This is a genomic window from Paenibacillus sp. FSL H7-0442 (assembly GCF_038593105.1).
Classification (GTDB): domain Bacteria; phylum Bacillota; class Bacilli; order Paenibacillales; family Paenibacillaceae; genus Paenibacillus; species Paenibacillus polymyxa_D.
On sequence record NZ_CP151963.1, the window covers coordinates 2,468,532 to 2,491,654 of the forward strand.

At 50.2% G+C, this 23,123-nt stretch carries 3 protein-coding genes (1 of these 3 only partly in view); all 3 read left to right on the forward strand.

From position 1 onward, the window contains the following. Window positions 1-9,494, forward strand: the end of a protein-coding gene (locus tag MHH57_RS11180; RefSeq protein WP_342435092.1) for a non-ribosomal peptide synthase/polyketide synthase. It extends 32,761 nt beyond the left edge of the window; the window shows 9,494 of its 42,255 coding nt (coding positions 32,762-42,255); its start codon lies off the left edge, out of view; the stop codon is at window positions 9,492-9,494. A gap of 164 nt (window positions 9,495-9,658) precedes the next feature. Next, a complete protein-coding gene (locus MHH57_RS11185) occupies window positions 9,659-20,878 on the forward strand; it encodes an amino acid adenylation domain-containing protein (protein WP_342435093.1) in 11,220 nt (3,739 codons plus the stop codon). A gap of 266 nt (window positions 20,879-21,144) precedes the next feature. Next, a complete protein-coding gene (locus MHH57_RS11190) occupies window positions 21,145-23,046 on the forward strand; it encodes a serine hydrolase domain-containing protein (protein ID WP_069011683.1) in 1,902 nt (633 codons plus the stop codon). The last annotated feature ends 77 nt before the right edge of the window (window positions 23,047-23,123 follow it).

Here is a 23,123-nt window from a genome sequence, read left to right on the forward strand (position 1 = left end):
GCAACGGTAAAATCGACCGTAAGGCCTTGCCGGAACCGGAAGGAAGCATCCATACGGGTGCAGCCTATGTGGCACCGCGTACCACGGTGGAGCAAGTACTGGCTGCGGTATGGGCCGGGGTGCTCGGCGTGGAAGCGGTAGGCACGCAGGATAACTTCTTTGAGCTGGGTGGCGATTCGATCAAAGCCTTACAAGTATCCTCCCGATTGCTGCAAGCAGGTTATCGACTGGAGATGAAAGACCTGTTCAGTCATCCAACCGTGTCTGCCTTGGCACTGAAAGTCCAATCGGTGACCCGATTGGCGGATCAGAGCGAAGTGGTGGGCGCTGTGAAACTGACACCGGTGCAACACTGGTTCTTTGAGCAGAACCTGACGGATGCTCATCATCATAACCAGTCCATCATGCTGCATAGCAAGGACGGTTTTGATGAACCGGCCCTGCGCACGGCGATGGATCAAATCGTTAGCCATCACGACGCACTGCGGATCGTTTTCCGTCCTACGGAGCACGGATATGAAGCCTGGAACCGCGCAATTGGGGAGGGCGAGCTGTATACGCTGGAACGTATAGACCTCAGCCATGAGACTGAGGTGTCAGCGGCGATCGAGGCTAAAGTGAATGAAATTCAGGCGGGTATTCAGTTAAGCGAAGGACCGCTGGTGAAACTGGGGCTGTTCCATTGCCCAGATGGTGATCATTTGCTGATGGCGATTCATCACTTGGTGGTGGATACCGTATCTTGGCGAATTTTGTTCGAGGATATTACAACCGCCTACGAGCAGGCATTGAACGGACAAACGGCTCGTCTTCCGCACAAAACGGATTCGTTCCGCACCTGGGCGGATGGACAGTCTCAATATGCGAACAGTCCGGCCATGGCAGCAGAACTCGCATTCTGGCAGGAAATGGAACAGGGCGTATATCAGCCGCTTCCAAAAGACGAATCCCATTCTCATTCCTTGAATAGGGACAGCGAGAACATGACAGTTACGTGGACAGCTCAGGAAACGGAGCAGTTGTTAAAACAGGCGCATCGTGCCTACAACACGGAGATGAATGATTTGCTGCTTACCGCCTTAGGACTGACTATTCATCGCTGGGCGGGCTTGGAACGAGTGCTCGTGAGCCTGGAAGGCCATGGACGGGAGTCCATTTTGCCAGAACTGGATATTACGCGGACGGTGGGCTGGTTTACGACCCAATTCCCGGTGGTGCTGGATATGAGCGTGGGGCAAGACCTTTCACAGCGCATCAAACAGGTGAAAGAAGGACTCCGCCGCATTCCGCAAAAGGGCATTGGCTACGGGATGTTGAGATACCTGTCCGCAGCCCGTGAGCAAGAGCGTTTTGTGACCGAACCTGAAATCAGCTTTAACTATCTGGGACAATTTGATCAAGATATGCAAAGTCAGTCCATTGGCGTATCTCCTTACTCTAGCGGTGCAGAGCTTAGCGCCCATGCAGCCAGATCGCACACGCTGGATATGAACGGACTGATTTCGGAAGGCGAACTGCAATTGACAATCAGCTACAGCAAGCAGGAATATCGTCATGAAACGATGGAGCAGTTAGCTGAAGAGTTCAAAATCAGTTTGCAGGAAATCATTGCGCATTGTGTAGGCCGCAAACAGCAAGAACTGACGCCAAGCGATGTCATGCTTAAACATGTAACCATGGCCGAGCTGGATCAGTTGGTAGAGCGGACTCGTGACATCGGGGAACTGGAAAATGTATATGCGTTGACGCCGATGCAAAAAGGCATGCTGTTCCATAGTCTGATGGATGCAGCGTCAGGAGCTTATTTTGAACAAACGACCTTTGATTTGCACGGACGCTTCCAAGCGGATATTTTCCAAGATAGCTTGAATCATTTGGCGCAGCGGCATGAGATCTTTAGAGCTAATTTCATCAGCGGTTGGCAGGATGAGCCTGTGCAGGTGATTTTCCGCCGCAAGGAGGTTGGTTTCAGATGTGAAGATTTGCGTCATCTGAATGAGCAGGAGCGTGACGCGTATGTGCAGGAATTTATTCGCCAGGACAAGGCAGCCGGATTCGATTTGTCCCGGGATGCGTTGATGCGCGTGGCGATTTTACGAACAGGTGATGAGGATTATTATTTTGTGTGGAGCTCTCATCACATCTTGATGGATGGCTGGTGTGTGGCTTTAGTCACGGATGAGGTGTTTGAGGCTTATTTTGCAGCCGTGGAGCATAGACAGCCGAAGCTTGCCCCCGTGACTCCATACAGTCAGTATATTGAGTGGCTTGAAGCACAGGATGAAGAAGCAGCAGCTTCCTACTGGAAGGATTATTTGCTCGGCTATGAGCAGCAAACTTCGATTCCGACCGGAAAAGTAGGCGTGAAAGCGGACGATGCCCAATTTGAGCATATCCTGTGTGATCTGGGCAAGGATTTGACTGGACGTATGGAAATGGTGGCCAAGCAGCACCACGTGACCCCGAATACATTGCTGCAAACAGCTTGGGGCTTGCTGCTCCAAAAGTACAACGGTAGTGATGACGCTGTTTTTGGTGGTGTAGTGTCGGGTCGTCCAGCGGATATTTCGGGGATCGAAAACATGGTGGGCTTGTTCATTAACACCATTCCAATACGTATCCGCAGTGGGGTTGACGATACCTTTGCCGACCTGATCAGAACGAATCAGAAACAGGCGCTGACTTCTCAAGATTATGAAACGTATCCGCTGTATGAAATTCAAGCCTTGACCGAGCAAAAGCAAGACCTGATCAACCACATTATCGTGTTTGAAAACTATCCGGTGGAGGAGCAGGTCGAGCAACTTGGCGAAGGTGCAGCGTCGGACTTTGAAATTCGCAATGCCGGCATGATTGAACAAACCAACTATGATTTCAATCTGGTTGTTATGCCGCAGGAAGCGATGAAAATCCGATTTGAATACAATGCGAAGTTATATGATCGGGAAGCCGTTGAACGGACTCAGGGCCATCTGATACAGCTGTTGGAGCAGGTGGTAGCGAAGCCGGACATTCGGGTGCAGGAGCTGGATATGGTAAGTGAGCAGGAGCGTGAGCAAATTCTCACCGTATGGGGCAATACAGCTGCTGAGTATCCAAGCGAGCAAACGATTCATGGCTTGTTCGAGACACAAACGGTGCAGACACCGGAACAGCCAGCGTTGTTCTTTGAAGGAGAGCAGCTGACCTATCGCGAGCTGAATGAACGTGCGAATCGTCTGGCGCGCACCTTGCGTAGTCAAGGCGTGACGAAGGATCGACTGGTGGGTCTGATGACCGAGCGTTCGGTGGACATGATCGTGGGCATCTTCGGGATTTTAAAAGCCGGGGGCGCATATGTGCCCATCGATCCGACCTATCCAGAGGAGCGTATCCGCTACATGCTGGACGACTCGGGTGCGAAGCTGTTGTTAACGCAAAACCATCTGGTTGATAAAGTGGCTTTCGACGGTAGCGTGCTGGTGCTGAATGGGGCACAGGGTGTGTATCACGAGGATGGTTCCAATCTGGAGCCGTTGTCTGGTCCGAACGATCTGGCCTATGTCATTTATACGTCAGGTACGACGGGTCAGCCGAAGGGTGTTATGTTGGAGCATCGCGGTCTATGCAATCTGAAAACGTATTTTGATCAGACGCTCAAGATCCGCACGTCGGATCATACGTTGCTGTTTGCTAGCTATTCGTTTGATGCGGCTTGCTGGGAAATCTTCCAGGCGCTGTTCTGCGGAGCCACGTTGTATGTACCAACGTCAGAGACGATTTTGGACTATGAGAGATTCGAACATTATATGACAGAACATCAGATTACGGTGGCGACGTTACCACCGACCTATGCGGTGTATCTGGAGCCGGAGCGGATGCCATACCTGCGTGTTCTGTTCACTGCGGGTTCAGCATCCTCAACAGAATTGGTATACAAGTGGAAGGATCAGGTGGCGTACTACAACGGCTACGGTCCAACCGAAAACTCGGTGGCGACGTCCGTCTGGCCGGTATCCGAGGACGAGAGAGCAGGACAACTCATTTCCATCGGACGCCCTATACCGAATCATCGGGTGTACATGGTGGATGTGCATGGACATTTGGCTCCGGTAGGCGTAGCGGGTGAACTGTGCGTGTCCGGTCCGGGTCTGGCCCGTGGTTATCTGGATCGCCCAGAGCTGACGGCTGAGAAATTTATACCAAATCCGTTTGCAGCTGGTGAAGCCGGCTACGAACGAATGTACCGTACGGGTGACTTGGCCAGATGGATGCCAGACGGCAACATTGAATATTTGGGCCGGATCGACCATCAGGTGAAAATCCGGGGTTACCGGATCGAGCTGGGCGAAGTCGAGGCACAAATTTTGAAGGTGGAGGACGTACAAGAGGTCATCGTACTGGCACAAGCGGACGAACAGGGGCAAAACCAACTGGTGGCGTACTATGTTGCTGAACGGGAAGTAAGCGCTGGTGAGCTGCGCAGCTTACTGGGCGAGGAGCTTCCAAACTACATGGTGCCTTCGTATTTGGTACAGCTAGAACAGATGCCGCTGACACCGAACGGTAAAATCGACCGCAAGGCACTGCCAACACCGGAAGGCAACCTGCAAAGCGGAGCTGATTATGTCGCACCGCGGACGTGGGTGGAAGTGAAGCTGGCGCAAATTTGGCAGGATGTGCTGGGTCTGGCGCAGGTTGGTGTGAAAGAAAACTTCTTCGAGATTGGCGGACACTCGCTGCGGGCGACGACGCTGGCCTCGAAAATTCACAAGGAGCTGAACAAGCCGCTTCCACTGCGCAGTATTTTTGAAGCGCCAACGATTGAACAACTGGCAACGGTCATGGAAGGTCTGGATCAAGTGGCGTATGCGTCCATTCCGGTAACGGAAGAACGCAGCTTCTACCCGCTTTCCTCGGCGCAAAAACGACTGTTTGTGCTGCATCAGTTCGACCCGAATGATGTGAACTACAACATGCCGTCAGTGCTGCAAGTGAGTGGTCCGTTGGACGTGAAGCGAGTGGAGGACGTGTTCCGTCAACTGATTGCCCGTCATGCGACCTTGCGCACTCGCTTTGAGCTGGTGGACGGTGAGCCGGTGCAATGGATTGAGGACACCGTGCCGTTCGAGGTGGAGTATACAAAGGTACAGGTAGAGGGTGCGACTACGGATACAGATCAGGATACAACCACGGATACGGACACGATGGTCAGCCCAGAAACGCAGGCATTGGTACGCCGCTTTGTACGTCCGTTCGATCTGAAAGCCGCTCCGCTGCTGCGGGTAGGCTTGGTAGATTTGGGCGTACAAGGAACCGAGCAGGAATCGCAGCATTTACTCATGCTCGATATGCACCACATCGTCTCGGATGGCGTGTCCATGGGGGTACTGACTGAAGAATTTGTCCGCTTGTATGACGGTGAAGAGCTGCCGCCACTGCGGATACAGTACAAAGATTATGCGGTATGGCAGCAAAGCGAAGCCCATCAAGAGTGGATGCAACGTCAGGAAGCGTACTGGCTCGACACCTTCCGGGGTGAACTGCCTGTATTGGATCTACCGACAGACTTTGCCCGTCCGTCGGTACGAAGTACGGCAGGCGATACGGTGGTGTTCGGACTGGAACGTGAAGTCAGCGAGCGGCTGAAAGAACTGGCGGCGTACACAGGCTCCACGCTGTATATGGTGCTGCTGGCGGCGTACACCGCGCTCTTACACCAATACAGCGGGCAAGAGGACATCGTAGTCGGCACACCGATTGCCGGACGACCGCATGCAGATTTGGAACCGATCCTCGGGATGTTCGTCGGTACGTTGGCATTGCGAAACTATCCGACAGCGGAACATACCTTCCGCAGCTACGTGGAAGAAGTGAAAGTTTGTGCTCTGCAAGCCTATGAACATCAGGACTATCCATTTGAGGAACTGGTGGAAAAGCTAAATGTGAAGCGGGATATGAGCCGCCATCCGCTGTTCGATACGATGTTCACCCTGCAAACCACCGAGGAAGGCGAACTGCAACTGGCAGATCTGAGCTTCCGTCCATACGGCTTGGAACAAACGCCAGCGAAGTTTGATTTGACGCTGGAAGCCAGAGAGGAAGAGGCAGGTATCCAGTTCGGATTGCAGTATGCAACTGCGTTGTACGAGCGCGAAACGGTAGAACGGATGACGCGTCACTTTGTTCGCTTGGCCGAAGCCGTGGCGGCGAACCCGGATGCGAAGCTGGGTGAGCTGGAGTTGATTACGGCAGAAGAAACCGAGCAGATTCTGAAGGTGTTTAATGCTCCGAATGCGCACAGCCTGCTTGGAGCATTACAAGGCCATTCGCTCAGCGAACGCTTTGAAGAGCAAGCGAAGCGCAACCCTGAGCGGATAGCCGTTGTGTCTGGGGCCACCGCGCTGACCTACACTGAGCTAAATGAGCGTGCGAACCAATTGGCTCGTGTGTTACGAGCGGAAGGGGTCGAAGCAGATCAACCGGTTGGCGTATTGCTGGAACGTTCTGCGGATATTCTGGTGAGCATTCTGGGGGTACTGAAGGCCGGAGGCGCGTATGTGCCGATGGATACGATGTATCCACAGGAGCGCATCGACTACATGCTCCAAGACAGTGGGGCCAAGGTCGTGATTACAAGTAGAGTTGCCAACCTGTCGCTCAGCTTGCCATCCACAGTTCGAGCTGTAGTCTTGGATGACGAGGACGTTCAAGCTCAACTGGGAGCACAGGATGCGAGCAACCTGATCCCTGTCGCCGGCCCGCATAACCTGGCCTATATGATTTACACGTCAGGCACCACCGGTCAGCCGAAAGGGGTCATGATCGAGCAGGGCAGTGTTAGCAATCTGGTAGATGCTTTATGGAAACGAGTATACAGCCGTTACGAACAGCCGCTTCATGTCGCATGGCTGTCAGCATTTGTATTTGATGCTTCGGTGAAGCAAATCTTTGCCAGCTTGCTGTTAGGCCACACTCTGCATGTGGTGTCCCGTGACGTCAGCCTGAGCGGAGAGCATTTGATCGCCTACTACCGCACGCACCGGATTGATCTGTCGGACGGCACACCTGCGCATCTGCATATTTTGAACGAAAGCGTCAGTGTGACGGAAGCGCCGGAAGTGAAGCATTACCTGATTGGTGGCGAAGCATTATCCGTGCAGCTGGTACAAGTGTTCCTGCACAAGTGGTCCGGGTATCGTCCGGTGATTACGAACGTGTACGGTCCGACCGAAACGACGGTAGATGCGACCGCTTATACGATTGAAGATGTGGAGTCCCTGAACGCACTGCTGGAAAAAGGGGAGCATACGGTATCCATCGGAACGCCGATCGCGAACCAGTCGGTGTACATCTTGAACAGCCAGCAACAGCTGGTGCCGATCGGTATCGCAGGTGAGCTTTATATCGGGGGTGCAGGTGTCGGACGAGGATACCTGAACCTGCCGGAGCTGACGGCAGAGAAGTTCGTCCTGAATCCGTTTGCTGATGCGGCAGCAACCGATCCAGCGGACAGCACTCACGCAAACCGGATGTACCGCACGGGCGACTTGGCACGGTGGATGCCAGACGGCAGTATTGAGTATTTGGGCCGGATCGACCACCAGGTGAAAATCCGGGGTTACCGGATCGAGCTGGGCGAGGTGGAGGCGCAGCTGCTGACCGTGGACGGCATTCAGAAAGCCATCGTCACAGCATGGGAAAACGAAGACGGACACAAGGACCTGTGTGCCTACATCATAGCTTCAGCGTCCCTGAGTTTGCCGGAGCTGCGTAATGCGCTGCAGCCGAAGCTGCCGGATTACATGATCCCGACGTATGTGGTACAACTGGATCGTTTCCCGCTGACACCGAACGGGAAAATCGACCGCAAGGCGTTGCCGGCACCGGAAGCACGTCTCGAAGGAGGCCTGGAGTATGTTGCACCGCGGACGCCGCTGGAAGCCAAGCTAGCCCAAATCTGGCAGGATGTCTTGAAGCTGTCCAGCGTAGGAGTCACCGACTCATTCTTTGACGTGGGTGGGCACTCCCTGCGGGCAACGACGCTGGTGGCCAAAATCCATCAGGAACTGGACAGCCGGATTACGCTGCGTGAGGTGTTCCAACACTTTACGATTGAGCAGCAAGCCCAGCTCATCGCAACGCACGGCACAGACACCTATACGGTGATTCCTGCGGCGGCGAAACAGGCATACTACCCGGTTTCCTCGGCTCAAAAAAGACTGTACATTTTGAGCCATCTGGAAGGTGGGGATCTCAGCTACAATATGCCGGGTGTACTAACCGTGGAGGGACCGCTTCAGGCCGATCGGCTGGAGGATGCGTTCCGTCAGTTAATAGCTCGTCATGAAACGCTGCGGACTTCCTTTGAAATGCTGGAAGGCGAGGTCGTACAGCGGGTGTACGATCAAGTGGAGTTTGCAGTAGAGCACCTGCAAGCCAGGGAGTCCGAAGCCGATGCCTATATCGAGTCCTTTGTACGCAGCTTTGACCTTCGCCAGGCACCACTGCTGCGTGTCCGTCTTATTCAAACCGGACCAGAGCGCCATCTCCTGATGTACGACATGCACCATATTATTTCAGACGGTGTATCGTCGAACAATATCGTGCAGGAGTTGGTACAACTGTACGAAGGACAGGCATTGGAGCCGCTGCAAATTCAGTACAAAGACTACGCCGTGTGGCAGCAGCAGGAGATGCAGCGTGAATCATACCAACGCCGGGAACACTTCTGGCTGGAGCATTTAGCTGGAGAGTTGCCGGTACTGAATTTGCCAATTGCTTATCCTAGACCTGCTGTTCGCAGCTTCGAAGGTGCGATGTATGAATTTACAGTGGACGCGAATGTATCCGAGCAACTGCACCGAATTGCGACACAAACCGGAAGTACACTGTACATGGTGCTGTTGAGCGCCTACACCGTTCTGCTGTCCAAATACAGCGGTCAGGACGATTTGATCATCGGTACGCCAGTAGCAGGCCGCTTGTTGCCTGAGCTGGAGCCACTGATCGGAATGTTCGTCAATACGCTAGCCATCCGGCATCAGCCGAAGGGCAACCAAACGTTCCACAGCTACTTGCAGGAAGCCAGAGATCGTACGCTGCAAGCCTTTGAGCATCAGGATTATCCACTGGAAGAGTTGTTGGAAAAGCTGGATGTAGCACGGGATGCAAGCCGTAACCCGTTGTTTGACACCATGTTTGTACTGCAAAATACAGAGTCGCAGGAAACGAAGCTAGAAACGCTGTCCTTCAGTCCATATGTTCAGGAGCACAGCATCTCCAAATTCGATTTGACCTTGTCTATGAGTGATGAAGACGGGGAAATCAAGGGTTCGTTTGAATATTGCACGAAGCTGTTTGGGGCCGACGCTATTGAGAGATTAACCAGAGATTTGATAGCGATCCTGTCCCAGATTGGAATCGATCCAGATTTGCTGTTAGGCGATATTCAGGTTAACTCGGACGAGCGGCCGGAAGGCTTCTCACCGGATTCCATCGACTTTGTTTTTTAAATCCGTTTTCTAAAATGCAATGAGTTCACTTTGCGTGTGCAGAGGGCGGCGGCTTGTCCGACTGCCCTTGCCTGCAAAGTATTCTTTTTCTGACACAACGCTCATGTACGTAACAACGCACCATCCAACCGGGGAACAGGCCCCGAGAAGCAGGAGGGATGTCATTGAAAGCCTTATTTGAGAAGGAAAAAAATTACTGGAGTCATAAACTGGAATCTGAGGATCATACCATCTGCCTACCATACACTAACCATGTGTCCAGAAGTACAACTGTAACGAGTTTAAATTCCCATATGTACACGCTCACATTTCCAACTGAAATTTCCCAAAGAATATCATCTATAACAGGTGGCGCTCCATGGGCCGTGTTTATGGTCCTGCTTGCTGGAGTAGAGAGCTTATTGCATAAATACACAGGTGAGGAACGTGTGCTGCTGGGCATTCCGGTAGCCAAGTCTAGCAACGGTGCTACAAAGCCGATCAACCATCTACTTTTATTGAAAAATACGCTGGATTCCAGCACAACCTTCAAAGCCTTGCTGTCTCAAATCAAAACCTCTGTCGGCGAAGCTATTGAACATCAAAACATTCCTTTTTGGAACTATTCTGAATTACTTGACATTCAACGTGATGAGGATGGAAAGCCTCTTATTCACACCACAGTATCCTTGCGAAATATTCATATTTCTGATTTTTTGGATCACGTACAATCTGAACTAGATTTCCAGTTTCAATGGGAATATGAAGCGGTTTCCCTAAACGTAAAGTATAGTAGCGACCGTTATAGCGAGACGACGATTGAGCACTTTGTTGAGCAGCTTCTGCGGCTGTACACTATTGTTTTGCAGCAGCCAGAGTTGGCGATTTCCACAGCACAAGTGCTGTCAGAGCAAGAAATAGAGCAGCTGCTCCATACCTTCAACGATACAAATGTGGATTATCCACGTCATGCGTCTATTCATGAATTGTTCGAGAAACAGGCGAAGCAGACACCACAGCAGGTGGCGGTAGTGTATGGGCAAGATAGCCTAACCTATGCAGAATTGAATGAAAAGGCCAACCGACTGGCTCATTCTTTACGTAAGCAGGGAATCCGCACCGAGCAGACGGTCGGCATTGTAGCTGAACGCTCGATTGAGATGATTGTCGGTATGCTCGGAATTCTCAAAGCAGGTGGAGCGTATGTACCCATTGATTCTGATTACCCGGATGAGCGTGTACGCTATTTGCTGAAGGATTCCGGTGCGGACATACTGCTCGTGCAGCGAATGGAACATCGGCCCACTGATTTTAAGGGAATGGTGCTTGACCTTAGCGATGCCGCAATTTATGGAACGGATGATGCTGATCGTTACGATCCCATTTTGTCGAATGAGCACGGGACGAATACTGATTCGGGATACGTGGACTGCCTAGATCCGTTCTACTCCATTTCCGCCAGTCCCGAACTTGCTTCTACGACAACCATACAACCAGAAATCATGCAACCAAAAGCTACGCAATCAGAACAAGCAGAACCAGAACAAATACAACAGACTTATGCAGCTAAAGAACAACCACAGGCGAGCGCAGCTGGTCGCTTGGCCTATATTATGTACACCTCAGGGACTACAGGCCAGCCCAAAGGGGTTATGGTGGAGCACCGTAATGTCGTGCGTTTGGTGACAAACACAAACTATGCACGCTTGAATGCCGACACACGCATTTTGCAGACCGGGTCTGTTGTCTTTGACGCGTCCACCTTCGAAGTTTGGGGTGCGCTATTGAACGGTGGACAGCTGGTGCTGGTGAGTCAGGATGTTATTTTGGACGCGCCCAAGCTCAAGGAAGTTGTCCGCAATCACGGCATTACCACGATGTGGCTGACCGCACCACTCTTTAATCAGCTATCCCAGCAGGACTTGGAACTATTTGAGGGGATGCGGGAGCTATTGGTCGGTGGTGATGTGCTGTCCGTACCGCATATTAATCGGGTATTGGAGGCCCATCCGAATCTACATATTATTAACGGCTACGGTCCGACGGAAAATACGACTTTTTCTACCACACAAGCCATTACTGGCGTTCAATCGGGATCTGTGCCCATTGGTAGCCCGATCTATAACTCGACGGCATATGTCGTGGACGGTTCGATGCAGCTCCAGCCTGTTGGAGCGTGGGGGGAACTGATTGTCGGCGGTGACGGGGTGGCTCGCGGATACCGCAACCGCCCAGAACTGACGACCGAAAAGTTCATTGACAGCCCGTTCCGTGGTGGCGAACGCTGCTATCGAACAGGGGACCTGGTGCGTTGGAATGCGGACGGGACGCTGGAATATAAGGGACGGATCGACGCGCAGGTAAAAATCCGGGGCTACCGGATCGAGCTGGGCGAGGTGGAAGCACAGCTGTTGAAGCTGGAGGCAGTCCGAGAAGCTGTTGTAATTGCACATGAAGATGAACAGGGGCAAAAGCTGCTCTGCGCATATGTGGTCACCCATGCGGAAGTAGCGACAAGTGAGCTGCGTAGCGCTTTGAGTCAGGAGCTGCCGGGCTACATGGTACCGTCGTATTTTGTACAGCTAGAGCAATTGCCACTGACGCCCAACGGCAAGGTGGATCGCCGAGCGTTGCCACAGCCAGAGGGAGGTGTAGGCTCAGGCGCAGAATATGTACCTCCTCAAAATCAATTACAAGCACAACTGGCTAGCATCTGGAAAGATGTGCTTGAGCTTGAGCGCATTGGCATTAAGGATAACTTTTTTGAGGCAGGAGGACATTCCCTGCGGGCGACACATGTCATATCACTCATCTATAAAGAATTGCATAGAAATGTGCAGCTAAAGGATCTGTTCCAGCATCCGACCATTGAACAGCTGGCGCAAGTTATTGAAGCACTGGAGCAAACCACTTATGAATCCATCCCTGTTACGGAGAATAAGCCATTTTATGCGGTCTCTTCGGCTCAAAAACGGATGTATATCCTCAATCAGCTTGATGGAGCGGGAATTAGCTATAACATACCTGGTGTCCTGACTCTGACCGGTTCACTTAATCACAAGGCACTGGATAGCGCGTTCCGTCAGCTTATTGACCGTCATGAAACATTGCGCACAAGTTTTGAGACCATGAACGGTGAACCTGTCCAGCGAGTACATGACGAGGTTCCTTTTTGCATGGAATTGACTAATGCTCACGGAGCTACCCCAAAGGAAACGGATGAGCTGGTACGTAACTTTGTCCAACCATTCGATCTGGGGCAGGCTCCGTTATTCCGAGTTGGTTTGATTGAAACAGACCCAGAGCATCATATTTTGCTCATGGATATGCATCATATCATTTCGGACGGCACCTCTATAAATGTACTAATTCAGGACTTCATTCATTTATATGCAGGCGACACGCTGCCCTCGTTACGCATTCAGTATAAAGACTACGCCGCTTGGCAACAGAAGCAGCAGCAAAGTGAACGCTACCGGGAACAGGAAAACTACTGGCTCAATACCTTCGCAGGAGAGCTACCAGTGCTTGATCTACCGACTGATTATCCACGGCCAGCGGTGAGAAGCTTTGAAGGAGATGTGCTGGAATTTACGCTTGACCAACGACAAAGCGCAGGCTTAAAAAGCATTGCGGTGCAGACGGAATCGACATTATATATGGTGCTGTTGGCAGCCTATTCGGCTTTGCTTAGCCACTATAGCGGGCAGGAGGATATTATTGTCGGTTCGCCAATTGCAGGGCGGCCCCATGCGGATCTTGGCAGTCTGATCGGGATGTTCGTGAATACACTGGCAATCCGTAATTATCCAGAAGGCGGGAAAACGTTCCGCGATTATGTGTTGGAGGTCAAGGAAAACGCGTTAAAGGCTTTTGAACATCAGGATTATCCGTTTGAAGAGCTAGTGGAGAAGCTGGGCGTGGATCGAGATTTAAGCCGTAATCCGTTATTTGATACCATGTTTGCACTGCAAAATCTAGAGCAAAAAGAGCAGCAGCTGGCAGGGCTGCAACTGGCATCCTATCCAAGTGAACAAACGACCGCCAAATTTGATTTAAGTCTGTTCGCAGTGGAGGATGGAGAACAAATTTCCTGTGCTCTTCAATACGGAACTCGGCTGTACAAACGAGAAACCATTGAACGACTGACTGAACATTTGCAGCAGCTTATCAATGCGGTTACTCAACAGCCGGATATCGTTCTTTCGGCTATTGAAATGGTTTCGGCCCAAGAAAAAGAGCTGCTTGTGCAGAGATTCAATGATACGGTAGCAGACTATCCGTATCCACGAGATCAAGCACTGCATGTGCTGTTCGAGGAACAGGTAGCGCAATCACCAGATCGGCTGGCCGTCACCTTTGCGGACATGCAGCTTACCTACCGCGAGCTGAATGAACGTGCCGACCGTCTGGCACGCATACTCGCTTCCCATGGGATACAGCGCGGGTCCGAGCCAGAGACACAGCGAGTAGCCATTATGGCTGAACGCTCCATTGAAATGGTCGTCGGTATGCTGGCGATTTTGAAGGTCGGAGGGGCTTACGTTCCCATTGATCCCGATTATCCTGAGGAGCGTATCCGTTATTTACTGGAGGATTCCAGTGCGGGGCTGTTACTGTTACAGCGACGTGAGCAGATGCCTTTTGAACCCGGCATTCCGGTCATTGATTTGAGTGATGAACAACGATGGAATAGCAAATCTGAATGTGACGCTCATACCGATGGAACAATTGCGATTACAACAGTGGGATCTTCCTCAGATCTTGCGTATGTGATCTACACTTCTGGTACGACAGGCAAACCGAAGGGCGTGATGATTGAGCACCGTAATGTCGTGCGTCTAGTGAAAAACAAAAGCTATGCCATGCTTGATGAAAATACACGTATGCTGCAATTGGGCGCAGTTGTGTTCGATGCCTCCACATTTGAAATTTGGGGAACGCTGCTGAACGGGGGACAACTGTATGTGGTAAGTCATGATACTATTCTGGATTCCTCCAAGCTCAAGCAGGCGATTGACAAGTATCGTGTTAACACGATGTTCATGACCACGGCTTTATTCAATCAGTATTCGCAGCAAGAAATCGGAGTGTTTGCGTCCTTGAAGGAGTTGCTCGTGGGTGGTGATGTGTTGTCTGTACCACACGTCAATCGTGTGTTGAAGGAGTACCCGCAGCTTCGCCTGGCCAATATTTATGGGCCGACGGAGAACACCACCTTTTCCACCATCTATGACATTACAGAACCGCAAACCCAGGCTATTCCCATTGGACGTCCAATTGATCACTCGACCGCTTATGTGGTCAATCGTTCGTTGAAGCTGCAACCTATCGGAGCCTGGGGAGAGTTGATCGTCGGTGGCGACGGTGTTGGGCGAGGATATCTGAATCGGCCCGAGCTTACGGCGGAAAAATTTATTGAAAGTCCATTCCGGTCTGGAGAATATTGCTATCGTACAGGAGACTTAGTGCGTTGGCGTGCTGATGGTGTACTGGAGTACAAGGGAAGAATGGATGAACAGGTCAAAATTCGCGGCTACCGCATTGAACTGGGTGAAATTGAAACCCGATTGTCCACAATTCCAGGTGTGAAGGAATCGGTTGTTACCGTGCGGCAGGATGATCACGGACAAAAACAGCTGTGTGCCTATTTTGCAACAGACAGTGAATTGAGCGCCAGCGACTTACGTAACATTTTGTCGCAGGATCTGCCTGGCTATATGGTGCCGTCCTACTTTGTGCAGCTCTCCAGACTGCCTTTGACGCTGAATGGCAAAGTAGACCGTAGGGCACTGCCCGCACCTGAGCACAATCTCGATACAGGTATGGATTATGTGGCACCCGAGACGGATGTCCAACAGGCACTGGCTACGGCTTGGGGAGCCATTCTTGGTATCCCGAAAGTCGGAATACAGGATAACTTTTTCCATTTGGGTGGTGACTCCATCAAGGCCATCCAAGTATCGTCCCGCTTGTTTCAGGCTGGATACAAGCTGGAAATGAAGGATTTGTTCAAATACCCGACAATTGCGGGACTAAGCACATATATTCAGCCTGTTAACCGAATAGCCGAGCAGGGCGAGGTTACAGGAAATGTAGTGCTTACACCGATTCAGCGCTGGTTTTTTGAACAGCCAACGGAAGAACCACACTATTTTAACCAATCTGTCATGCTCTATCGTCAGGAAGGCTATGACGAACAGGCACTACGGCGGGCGCTCCATCAGATTACTTCGCACCATGATGCATTGCGTATGGTTTTTAGTTTGTCGGAGAACGGATGTACAGCATGGAACCGCAGTGTAGAGGAAGGCGAACCGTACCATCTGGAATGCTTTGACTATAATGACAGCGATGTAAACAAGCAAGATTTGGCGAAGATAATTGAAGCGAAATGTAATGAAATTCAATCTGGTATTTCCCTAAGCGAAGGTCCGCTGATGAGACTGGGGCTGTTCCGTTGCCCGGATGGAGATCATCTGCTGGTCGTGATTCATCATTTGGCGGTGGACGGAGTATCCTGGCGCATATTATTCGAGGATTTGGCGACTGCCTATGATCAAGCCTCCAAGGGTGAACAGGTGATTCAGCTGCCTCATAAAACAGATTCGTTCCAAACATGGGCCGAGCAGCTGCACGCTTATGCCAACAGTCCAGCTATGGAACGTGAGCAAGCGTATTGGGGGAAACTTGCACAAGCGGATCCGGCTCCTTTGCCGCAGGATTACGGGCATAACGAGCACGAAAAGCCATTGATTGGCGATAGTGAGTCGGTTACTGCTTTGTGGACACATGCAGAGACAGAGCAGCTGCTCAAGCAGGCCAATCGTGCCTACCGTACAGAAATTAATGACCTGTTGTTGACGGCGGTAGGAATGGCATTGCAAGCATGGAGTGGAAATGATCGGTTCCTGATTAATCTGGAGGGACATGGACGTGAAGCCATTTTACCAGAGGTGGACATTACCCGGACGATAGGGTGGTTTACAAGCCAATATCCTGTTTTGCTCGATATGCCTGAAGAACTGGCACTTTCGCAACGGATTAAGCGGGTGAAGGAAGGACTGCGCGGCATCCCGCAAAAAGGGATTGGCTACGGTGTACTGAAATACTTAGCCGATCATCAGACACAGGCACCGGAGGCATCTCCAGCCCTATTTACGACAGACCCCGAAATCAGCTTTAACTATTTGGGACAGTTCGATCAGGATATGAAAGGGAACGACTTGCAATCATCCTCATATGAGGGTGGGATGCCGCTGAGCCCGACCATGGCTCGAACGTATACGCTGGATTTTGGTGGCATCATTTCGGGAGGTCAACTGGGTCTGACGATTAGCTATAGCCGTACCAGCTATAGACCGGAGACGATCGAGCGATTGGCGAAATTACTGGAATCGAGCCTGCGCGAAATTTTGGTGCATTGCATCCATAAAGAACACCCGGAGCTTACCCCAAGTGATATTTCCTATAAAGGAATGAGTGTGGAGGGCTTGGACAGCCTCTTATCTGAAATGGGTGCTGCAGGTGAGATCGACAATGTATATGCACTGACCCCGATGCAGAAAGGGATGCTGTTTCACAGCCAGCTAGATAGTCAAGCAGCCGCGAATGACGCGTATTTTGAGCAGGTTTCTTATGATATGCGAGGTCAGATGGACATTCGGGCTTTTGCAGAAAGCCTGAATATTCTGGTTCGGCGACATGAGGCGCTGCGTACACATTTTTATTTTGGCAGAGATACGGAACCATTGCAGGTGGTGTATCGAAATCAGGATTGCGGCTTTCAATATGAAGATTTACACCATCTGGAGAAGGATGAAATAGATACCCGGGTGGAAAATTTCAAGCTACAAGATAAAGCACGAGGTTTTGATCTGCGTAGGGATGTTCTGCTGCGTGTAGCGATTTTACGTACCGGAGAAGACAGCTATCATTTTGTATGGAGCTTCCATCATATCGTCATGGACGGCTGGTGTCTGTCCCTTATAAATAAAGAAGTGTTTGAAAGCTATGCAGCACTTCAGGAGGGCAGAGTACCAGAGCTGGCACCCGCAGTGCCGTACAGCCGCTTTATTGAATGGCTCGAAGCACAGGATCGCAAGGCGGCAACCGACTACTGGAGCAGCTATTTATCCGGATATGAGCAGCAAACAGCATTACCAGCTGTAAAATCCGGTCGCAAGAGTGGAGGCAACACGGCTAGTGATTGGGTGACGGTTTTGGAACGTGAGTTGACCCTCCGGGTGGAGGAGACGGCTAAGCGATATCAAGTGACCATGAATACGTTACTACAAACCGCATGGGGGATTTTACTGCAAAAATATAACAACCACAGTGACGTCGTATTTGGCAGTGTCGTCTCAGGCCGTCCATCGGATATTATCGGGGTAGAGGATATTATCGGCTTGTTTATTAATACCATTCCTGTTCGCATCCTTAGTGAGGCAGGGGAATCTTTTGCAGAAGTTATGAAGAAAACGCAGGAGCAGGCTCTGGCTTCTCATGCGTATGATACGTATCCACTGTTTGAGATTCAGGCATTGACCGATCAGAAACAGGATTTAATTAACCATATTATGGTGTTTGAAAATTATCCGGTAGATGAGCAGGTCGAAGAACTGGGAAGTGACGGGCAGGAACTATTCCCGATCTCCAACGTGGTGGCTGCGGAGCAGACTAACTATGATCTGAGCTTAGTCGTTATGCCAGGAGAATGCATCAAGATTCGTTTTATGTATAATGCGTTAAGTTATGATCAAACAGGCATTAAGCGTCTGCATGGACATTTTGTGAATCTGTTGGAGCAAGTTTTGCTTAACCCGAATGTTTGCATAGAAGAGCTGGAACTGGTTACAGCGGCGGAAAAACAACAAATTACAGGAGAGTTTAATAACACTGCCTCTGCATATCCAAGCAATCACACGATCCAAAAATTGTTTGAGGAGCAGGCAGAGCGTACGCCGGATCATATTGCCGTCGCTTTGGGTCATCAATCATTGACCTACCGGGAGCTCAATGAGACAGCCAACCGATTAGCGCATACGCTGTGTGATGCAGGGGTGAAACCCGATGAACCTGTTGGCATTTTGACGGAGCGCTCGCTGGATATGATTACGGGAACACTCGCTATTTTGAAGGCTGGTGGCGCGTATGTGCCGGTAGATCCACAATATCCGGAGGACCGTATCCGTTATATGCTGGAGGACTCGGGAGCCAAACTGCTGCTGGCTCAACAAGATTTGCTGGATCGTTGCTATTTTGACGGACAGATTGTTAATCTGAATGAGGATACGTCCTACAGTGCAGATGCTTCCAATCTGGGTATAGATGGAGCGGGTAATCATGCTGCTTATGTTATTTATACCTCAGGCTCAACAGGTAAGCCTAAGGGTGTCGTTGTTGAGCATCAAAGTGTCGTGCGCCTTGTCCGCAATACCGATTATGTGCCATTTGATGAATCGACTCGAATGCTGCAGACTTGCGCGTTTGTATTTGATGTATCTACGTTTGAAATTTGGGGCGCGCTGCTGAACGGCGGTCAGCTTGTTCTTGTGCATAAGGATGATCTATTGGACGCGGCCAAGCTTAAAGAGACGATACGGGATCATAGCATCACCATGATGTGGCTGACCACACCGTTATTTAATCAGCTTTCACAGCAGGATAGTAAACTTTTCGGCGATGTGAAGTATTTGCTGGTTGGTGGTGATGTTTTGTCTGCACCCCATATTAACCGGGTTCTGCGTGATAATCCGGACATGAACATCATTAACGGCTATGGACCAACGGAAAATACAACTTTTTCGACGACGTATCACATTACGGAAGAACAGCTAGATTCTGTGCCGATCGGACGTCCCATCTGCAATTCGACGGCGTATGTTGTGGATTCGTCATTTAACCTGCAACCGGTCGGAGCCTGGGGTGAGCTGGTTGTCGGCGGAGACGGAGTTGCACGTGGTTATTTAAATCGTTCTGAGCTGACGGCTGAGAGATTTCTTGCTAACCCGTGGGTGGACGGAGATCGCCTGTACTGTACAGGAGATCTTGTTCGCTGGCGTGAAGACGGCATATTGGAATACGCCGGACGGATTGATCAACAGGTTAAAATTCGCGGTTACCGGATTGAGCTGGGCGAAGTGGAGGCGCGGCTGGCAAGTGTACCGTCCGTGCGGGATAGCGTCGTTATCGCTTTGCGGGATGGAACGGGTCAACAGCAATTATGTGCTTACTTCACTGCCGATGAACAGCTGACCGTCCGTGAGATTCGAGCTGCGATGTCGGCCAGTCTGCCGAGCTATATGATTCCATCCGCATTTGTACAACTGGATCGGCTTCCGCTGACGACAAACGGCAAAATCGATCGCAAAGCTTTACCTGTGCCGGACAAAGGGCTGCACACGGGTATAGAATATGTCGCCCCGCGAACCGATGTGGAGCAGTTGCTGGCATCCATTTGGCAGGAAGTGCTTGAAATTCCACAAGTGGGTATCCATGATGACTTTTTCACGTTGGGTGGACATTCCTTGAAAGTACTGGAGCTTATACGCAAAGTTCACCTTGCCACAGACATTGAGCTCCCCATCCGTAGTGTTATGGACTTCCCGACTATAGAAGAGCAGGCGCTCACATTATTGAAAGCGGATCTGGAATACAAGGCCGATAGTCCAATCATACGGTTGAATGAACACGGTCCGATCTCCATCTTCTGCTTTCCTCCTATGCTTGGATACGGGCTGTCGTTCGCGGAGCTGGCCAAACAACTGGATCAGGACGCAGTCGTGTATGGATTGGAGTTCGTGGATGATGCTGCCGATGAGCAGGCCATGCTGGCACGTTACGTTGATTTGATCGTCAGCACGCAAGCGCAAGGTCCGTATGTACTGCTTGGTTATTCCATAGGTGGTAATCTGGCGCATAAGGTTGCTGACACACTGGAACGTCAAGGTCATACCGTATCAGATATTTTTATGCTCGATTCGGTCAAAAGGGCGGAAGCCCTGCCCTTCACAGCTGAAGAAACAGAGCATGAAATTCATGACATGCTGGAACAGGTTCCCGACTCCTACCGTGAGCTGTTGAATGAAACGTACCAACGTAAAATGATCGCTTACGCGGTGTATGGCAACCAGCTTGTGAATACAGAGAGCGTTCAGGCGAATATTCACGGCTTTGTCGCCGTTGGATCGGAAACGGTGAGGGGTACAGGAGATAATCGACTTTTATGGAAAGACGCTACACAAGGTAGCTATGAAGAGCATAGCTTGATTGGTAATCATTATGAACTACTGGAACCCGGATTTATCGAGAAAAATGTAAAAAGTATCCGTGCCGCAATACAAAAGATAACTCGGAACACGGACAAAGACATGACACAAGATTTAGCACATCATAAATCTTGAAAATCTACGGTTGATGATTTTAAGAACTGAATCACTAATTTTTTAATCTGTAACACATGAATCCTGATCGACAGGTAAGATGCCGTCTGCTTACACGACTCGATCAGGATTCGCTTTATTATGTGCACTCCCGCGATGGGAAGTGCGATGATTCCATAGCGCCATGCTGATGGCTTCCATACGGAGTATAAATATCTGCTCGCTATGCAATCACCGCACGGTTCAAATCATTAAATCAACTTCATACGTAAGGATGGTACTTCAATATGAAGAATAAAGGCATTTGCTACCTATCCGCATTTTTAGCAGCGTTGTTTCTCTGGAACCTGCTCATTGCTCCGGCATGGGCAATAGACAGCATAACACCTAATTCATTGGAAAAAAAAGTGGACGATATCATGGTTACAAAATTGGAAAAATTGCATATTCCGGGGGCTGCGGTCGTCGTGACTCAGGGAACCCAAATTCTTTTTAGTAAAGGCTACGGATATGCAGATCTGGAGCGGAAAATGGCATTCGATCCAGCAAAGACCATTGTTCGTGTCGGCTCTCTAACCAAATCATTTAGTGCAAGCGCCACGATGCAGCTGGTTGAGCAAAACAAGCTTGATTTGAATGAAGACGTGAATAACTATCTCCACAGCTATAAAGCTACGCAATACCAGAATCAGCCTTTCAATTTGCATCAGCTTTTGACACATACCTCAGGATTGGATGAAGCGCTGTACGACATTAACAGCTCGACTCGGGCAGGCGTTTTACCCACAGAACAGTATCTCAGCACGTATTTTCAAAATCAGCCACCTATCCGCAAACCTGGAATTCAGTATGAATACAGTAATGTCGCCTTCGGTCTGATCGGTAATATCGTGGAGCAAGTAAGCGGTCAGGGACTGAATGATTACCTTCGTACACATCTGTTCCAGCCGATGAATATGCCCAGCGCGACACTGGAATTGCCGTTAAATCATCCTGCACAGGCCCAGTCGTATCAGTGGAAGGATGGAGCGTATTTGAAACAGCCTTTGTCGTATATCAATCTGCCCGGAGCAGGAGCGTTGAACGTCACACCCAACGAGTTTTCCCATTACTTGATCACTCATTTAAACCAAGGCAAGTATGAGGGCAAAGTGGTGCTCCAACCACATACGGTAAAAGTGATGCATGCGCAGCAATTTGCAGTCGATGCACGCCTGGATGGCGTGGGCTACGGATTTTTTCGTGGTCATTTGGAGACAGGAGTACCTATGCTGTGGGCTACCGGGGAAATTGATGATTTTATTTCCGAAATGGTACTGATTCCGTCACAAAAGATCGGCATTTTTGTGATCATTAATTCAGCTGACACGGACACTCTGCTTCATGGAAAAGTCATCGATGCGATAGCCCAAATGCTGCCCGCAAATCCGCAGGCCGCTTCTCAGTCACTGGCTCGTTCTACCACGCAAGTGAAGCTTTCGCCAGAGATTGAGGGTGTATATCAGGTGGATTCTAATCCTGTTCATGGGTGGGGAAAATGGATTCGAATACTGGGAAACATTACATACACCGTGCGAATTCAAGATGATCATACGTTAATTGTTAAAGGAAAATACCCAAATGAGAATGAAGCAACAGACAAAGTTTTTCAAGCAGCAGGCGATGGATTGTTTGTGGAAAAGGAGGGCCAGCTTAAAATTTTGCTGTATCAGGAAAACGGTACGTGGATGATGGTTGCCCCGGATAGTAAAACCATGAAGCAAACGACACTTTGGCACCGCACCTGGACTCTGCTTGTCAGCTATGCAGCCGCCTCCTTATTTTTCATCACAACCTTGCTAATTTGGATCGTAAGATATGTGATCAAAGCTATCCGTAAAACGAATAATCACATTTCGTCCAACCTTGCATTCATTGCGTCACTAAACACGATTTTTCTCGGAGTGCAGGTCGTCTATGGTAACAATCAGATCGTGTATGGCTATTCCGCGTGGTATATCTGGGGAATTTGCACACTGCCACTCATTTCAGCACTCATTGCCGTGTGGGTATTGATCGTGAATGGCGCAAAGCTGATTACAGGGGAAAGAAGAACCCGGGCTGCCGGGAAAATCCTATTTGCGGTGCTCACATTGCTGCATACAGTGTATCTTTTTTATTGGAATTTCCTTCCTATCCATTATTCCTAAAGATTTACAAAACAATGCATATTCGAACATAAATGAATGCTAAAATTTGTATCTGATGCCCCCCAGAAGGGCTTTAA

Bases quoted from the DNA above. Each gene is read 5' to 3' on its own strand.
- MHH57_RS11190 (WP_069011683.1), top strand. From the start codon at position 21,145: ATGAAGAATAAAGGCATTTGCTACCTATCCGCATTTTTAGCAGCGTTG.